The following is a 3,798-nucleotide window of genomic DNA, read 5'->3' as shown; positions in this document are numbered from 1 at the left end:
CTTCATCGACGTGTCGAGCCCGTCGCTGCACCGCGTCTTCGTACCGATCTCCCAATCGGCCACGATCCAGGTGAACGCCACTTTGGGCGACATCGTCGTCGGCGACGAGAAGATCGCCGACGCGCAGCCGATGACCGACAAGACGCTCTACATCATCGGCAAGAGTGTCGGCACCACCACGGTCAATCTGTTTTCCGAGGACAAGCGCTCGCTTGGCGCCATTCAGATCGAGGTCGGCCAGGATGTCAGCGACATGGCGGTCGCCATTCGCCAGGTAGCGCCGAAAGCACGCATCGAGATCGGCTCCATCAACGGCAAGGTCAGGCTTTCCGGCCACGTCAAGGACGCGGCGACGTTGGCATCCATCGTCGAGGTCACCCAGCAATATGGTCCCGACGCGATCATCAATTCGGTTACGATCGATGACAGCGAGCAGGTCAATCTTTCGGTGCGCATCCTTGAGGCGAAGCGAAATGCCGGCCGCGATCTCGGGGTGTCGATCAGAAGCACGAATAGCCGCGGCACGACTCGAACCGGTACCGGCGATGCGGCAGTCGATGAGGACAATAAGGTGCTCGGCCCGGGAGATATCCTCTCCGGCCTTCTATCGAACACCAGCCCATTTGCAGCGCTGATAACGAGGGTAATCGACAACAACCTAAAGGTTGATCTGATCATCGAGGCGTTGGAGGCAAAGGGTGTCGTGCGAACTCTTGCCGAACCGAATCTCACCACGGTTTCCGGCGAGACGGCCAGCTTCAATGCCGGCGGTGAAGTGCCCGTGCGCAGTGTCAACGCGCAAGGCGAAGTCGAGATTGTGTTCAAGCAGTTCGGCGTCAATCTGAACTTCACGCCGGTGGTATTGGACGACGGCAAGATTCACATGAAGCTGGCACCAGAAGTCAGCGACCTGACCGGCTTCACCGCCGCCGGCGATCCGATCTTCACCAACCGCAAGCTTTCGACCGTCGTCGACCTGCGTGACGGCCAGAGCTTCGCCGTGGGTGGCCTGCTTTCGAGCAAGAACACAATACAGCAAGACCAGGTGCCATGGCTTGGCCAGGTGCCGATCGTCGGCGTGTTGTTCCGCAATTCGAGCACGCAGAAGGAAGAGACAGAGCTCGTCGTCATTGTGACGCCACATCTCGTGCGGCCGGTGAAACCCGGCGAGCAACTGGCGACGCCTTTCGACAAGACCAAGCCCGCCAACGATCCGGAACTCATGCTGCTCGGCCAACTGGAAGTCAGCAAGGACATGATCCGCATGTACGAGCATGGCGACGGCGTCACCGGGCCCTATGGCCACATGCTGGATGTGAAATCGAAGGACAAGCTGCTCTATGTCAAAAAGTAAGCTCCTGCTCGTCCTTCTCGGCACCGGTCTGCTCGCGGGCTGCGCGGCCGACTATCTGCACAATTACGACACGATGACACTGGCTTCCGGCGACTCGCAGAAAGCCAATCAGCTGCTGCAGACGGTCGATCCGTATAACCCGGCTTCCAACAACACGAAGATCGAGGGCGATGGCGCACGTTCCGTCGGGGTCGTTCAGAAATACAAGCTTCCACCGAGCGGATCGGCAGCGTCGGCAACGAACATGACAGTCAATGTCGGACAGTCGAGCGAAACCAACGCAGCGAAGTAGCGGAAGGATGCGGCGCGTCGGGCGCGCGAGGACACCCGACACGAATGGAGAGTAGGGTCATGTTGGGGACCATTCGTGAATTCTGGAACGATCAGCGCGGCATAGCGATGATCTTGGTTTCCATTATGCTGCCGGTTCTGGTCGGCTTTGCATTGCTGGCGATCGACATGAGCCGCGCCAACGGGCTGCACAGCGATCTGCAGAAGGGCGTCGACGCGCTGGCGCTTGCCGGCGCGGCGGAGCTCGATGGCAGGTCGGACAGCATTACCCGCGCCAACAGAGCGATCGATAACCTCATCGCCAATCACACACTTTTTTCGACGGCTGGCGACCATCAAATAGCCCGTGCCGATATTGATGTGACCTTTCTGACCGGAATACCAGCCAGCGACAGCACGAGACTCGGCGCAAATGGTGTTGATGCAGACGGCGTCAACTGGGCAAGTACTGATCCCACGGCGGTCAGCCTTGTTGTTGTAACCCTTAATTCTGGAGGCGCCGGGGACTTCGAGACCATTTTCCCCGCCAGCTTCAATGGCGGCAGCAACACGATGGGTATCCAGCCCCAGGCGGTCGCCGGCTTCAAGCAATCGATCTGCGAAACCGTGCCGCTTTTCATGTGCAACCCGTTCGAAACGGCCACGCCGGGCACCAGCAAGACAATTCAGCAGGCCTTTGCTTCTGGCGATACGTATGGCCGCGAATTCCGCATTCTGAAGGTGGATTCGAACCCGGGACCGGGCAATTTTGGCTTGATCGACAACAACCTGTCGTCATTGCGGGATGCCATCGCCATGGGCACCGCCGGCACCTGCTATAGCCGGGATGCTCTGACTACGAAGACCGGTGTCACCCTCGGGCAGGTGAACACCGGGCTGAACACTCGTTTCGACCTCTACAGCGGTTCGCTCGCCAAGAACAACAAGGACTGGAACTACCGGCCCGCGAGTAATGTCCGCAAAGGCCAGAAGACCGGCTGCAGCAAGTATGATCCAGTGACCGATGGCACCGCGCTGCCTCTTCCTCCGGGAACGAATTACGACGATTCCAAGGGCATGTCGGACAAGATCACAGCCCAAAGCTTCTGGAGCACCTACTGGTCGGTCAACCACGGAACGACTTACCCGAATGTGCCCAGCGCCACCAATCCGACCGGTTCCAAGACCGCTCCGGCATCTCGATTTGACGTCTACAAATACGAGATCGCCAACAACCTTGTCGGCGACAAGTCGATGGCGCCCACGAAGGAAACCGGCAACCCATCCTGCTTCAAGGGAACCGCGCCCACTCCTGATCCCGACCGCCGTTTGCTCAACATGGCAATCGTCAACTGCATAGCCAACCAAGCCAAGATCAACGGCCATATCCAGCTAAAGCCGGACGGCTACGTCAGTGTGTTCGTCAACACACCGGTTCAGAAATCGGACAACACCAAGGACCCCGAAGATCCATCGGCGGGCGAGAAGCCTATCAGCATCGAGATCGTCGACGTTGATGGTGCCTTTGCGAATAACACCTTGGTCGACAAGGCCTTCCGCAACGAAGCGCAGCTCTATCGGTAGCACCATGCTGGCCAAACTCAACCACCTCATCAAGCGCTTCAGGAGCGAGGACGATGGCGCAGTCCTGGTGGAGATGGCGATCGTTACGCCATTCGTGGTGCTGCTGTCGGCCGGCGTGTACGAATTCTCGAACATGCTGAACACACGGATGCTCCTCGACGCCGGTGTTCGGGATGCTGCCCGCTACATGGCGCGCTGCAGCAGTGATTGGGACACTTGCTCGGGTTATGCGAAAAACCTTGCGGTGAACGGAGCCATAACCGGCGGCAGCGCAAGGGTCACAGGATGGACCACGGGCGAGGTCACAATCAGCAAGTCATTGTCCACTCCGGCGATCGAGGCCGGGACCGGAACCGAACTCTATCTCAGTCCGACGAGCAACGTCGATGTGGTGCAGGTCAGCACATCGTATCCATATCCGGATCTGGGATTCTGGTCCTATCTTGGATTTGGTGACGTGACCCTGTCGGTCTTCCATCAAGAGCGCGTCTTCGGATGGTAAGGCTGCCACGCAGATTTTGGGCAAGCGAGTCCGGCGCAGCGATGGTCGAGGCGGCCATCGCCATGCCGCTGCTGCTGACCCTTCTGCT

Annotated in this window: 4 protein-coding genes; all 4 read left to right on the top strand. The window is 59.0% G+C overall.

Translation table 11 applies throughout. The features are described 5' to 3' along the window. A partial coding sequence (locus tag EOA27_RS26690) for a type II and III secretion system protein family protein (protein ID WP_145970548.1) occupies positions 1-1,354 on the top strand: 1,354 nt, incomplete at its 5' end. Then, positions 1,341-1,646 carry a hypothetical protein gene (locus EOA27_RS26685; RefSeq protein ID WP_126079121.1) on the top strand — a complete coding sequence of 102 codons (306 nt, stop codon included), beginning with the start codon at positions 1,341-1,343 and terminating at the stop codon, positions 1,644-1,646. The genes EOA27_RS26690 and EOA27_RS26685, both read left to right, overlap by 14 nt. Positions 1,647-1,705: 59 nt before the next feature. Further along, positions 1,706-3,208 carry a pilus assembly protein TadG-related protein gene (locus tag EOA27_RS26680; protein ID WP_189343244.1) on the top strand — a complete coding sequence of 501 codons (1,503 nt, stop codon included), beginning with the start codon at positions 1,706-1,708 and terminating at the stop codon, positions 3,206-3,208. Between the two features lie 4 nt (positions 3,209-3,212). Continuing rightward, on the top strand, positions 3,213-3,710 hold the full coding sequence (locus tag EOA27_RS26675) for a TadE/TadG family type IV pilus assembly protein (protein ID WP_189343245.1): 498 nt from the start codon (positions 3,213-3,215) through the stop codon (positions 3,708-3,710). Positions 3,711-3,798 lie beyond the last annotated feature (88 nt).

It is taken from the genome of Mesorhizobium sp. M2A.F.Ca.ET.037.01.1.1, assembly GCF_003998075.1.
Taxonomy (GTDB): domain Bacteria; phylum Pseudomonadota; class Alphaproteobacteria; order Rhizobiales; family Rhizobiaceae; genus Mesorhizobium.
The sequence above is the reverse complement of the archived record's forward strand: the minus strand, read 5'-3'. Positions and strand labels throughout refer to the sequence as shown.